Genomic DNA, 1,267 nt, shown 5'->3' with positions numbered 1-1,267 from the left:
GTCAGCGATGTCGTGAGTACCGATCGAACCGAACAGCTTGCCTTCGTCGCCAGCGGTGGCAGTGATGGTCACTTCCAGCTCGGCCAGTTGGGCAGCACGGCTTTCAGCCGATGCTTTACGGTCTTCAGCAGCTTTTTCCAGCTCAGCACGACGCTCTTCGAACGCAGCCAGGTTGGCCGGGGTCGCAGCGGTAGCTTTGCCGTAAGGCAGCAGATAGTTACGACCGTAACCGGCCTTAACGTTCACTTTGTCACCCAGGTTGCCCAGATTGGTGACTTTTTCCAGAAGGATCAGTTGCATGTGAAAATCCTCTTAACTTTTAACCTTCACCGTTCGCGCTATCGATGTCTTTCGACACGTGACGACCGCGAAAATCAATCAGGCTGTCGACAATGGCCAAAACCACGAGCAACGGATAGATCAGCTGCATGAACAGCAACAGCGTTACGTACAACCCCACCAGCCAGAAACCGGCCAGTCGCTTATGCCCGACCAGCCCATGAATCAGGGCCAGTCCGGCGAACACCAGCGGTACACTGCACAACGGCGTCAACATGGCCATCTGTGCACCGAGATTCGGGCCCAGAAGCATCAACGCCAGCAGTAACATCGCCGGCCCCAGCGGGATCCGGATGGCGCGAAACTCGCGACCAAAACCACCCGGGTTGTACAACAACGCCTGCCAATGACGCCCGACAATCAGGCTCAGCACGCTGACAATCTGCAACAGAGCCGCAATCAGTCCGGTCAGGACTGGTGCAATCAGGGACGCGAAACGCGCTTGCTCATCGACCGACAATTGCTTGTAGGTCTCACCGAGAAGCGCCGGCATGACCTTTATCAAGGCCTGCGCGAGCATCTCGATCTGGGCCGCAAACGCTGCCCCGAGCACCACTGAAAACACCACTCCAACCACTACGCTGACCAGCAGCGTGCGAACCCAGGATTCACTTGCGCGCAAAACCAACGCAAGCCCCGAAGATCCCAGCAGCACCAGAAGTGCCCGTGGATCATCGGCATACAGCCACCAGATCAATGCCGGCAGCAACCCCAGGGACAGAACGCCAAGGGCGTCCGTCAATCCGCGCCGCAGAAGCACAAGGCTCCCGGCGGCAGCACCCAACCAATACAACAACGGCAATGTTGCACATCCGGCCACCACGAGAGTGGCCTGCATACGGCCTCGCATGATGAACTCAGCTAAGGCACGCATGCATTCAATCCTTTGCTACTTGTCGACTGCCCGGTCTCAGCGGCCGTGGCTGTC

At 58.0% G+C, this 1,267-nt stretch carries 2 protein-coding genes; both read right to left on the bottom strand.

What is annotated here, in order from left to right; genetic code table 11:
• On the bottom strand, positions 1-300 hold a 300-nt coding region (rplI, locus tag ACIOVB_RS06265; RefSeq protein WP_401265868.1), incomplete at its 3' end, for a 50S ribosomal protein L9.
• 19 nt (positions 301-319) lie between these two features.
• Positions 320-1,213 (bottom strand): hypothetical protein, encoded by an 894-nt coding sequence (locus ACIOVB_RS06260; protein WP_401265866.1) that lies wholly within the window; start codon positions 1,211-1,213, stop codon positions 320-322.
• Positions 1,214-1,267: the final 54 nt, after the last annotated feature.

Source organism: Pseudomonas sp. NPDC087639 (assembly GCF_044743385.1).
Lineage (GTDB): Bacteria > Pseudomonadota > Gammaproteobacteria > Pseudomonadales > Pseudomonadaceae > Aquipseudomonas.
This window is presented reverse-complemented; position numbering and strand designations above follow the sequence as displayed.

What these genes read in the sequence shown, in the direction of transcription:
- ACIOVB_RS06260 (WP_401265866.1), bottom strand. Translation starts at nt 1,213, where the DNA reads ATGCGTGCCTTAGCTGAGTTCATCATGCGAGGCCGTATGCAGGCCACT.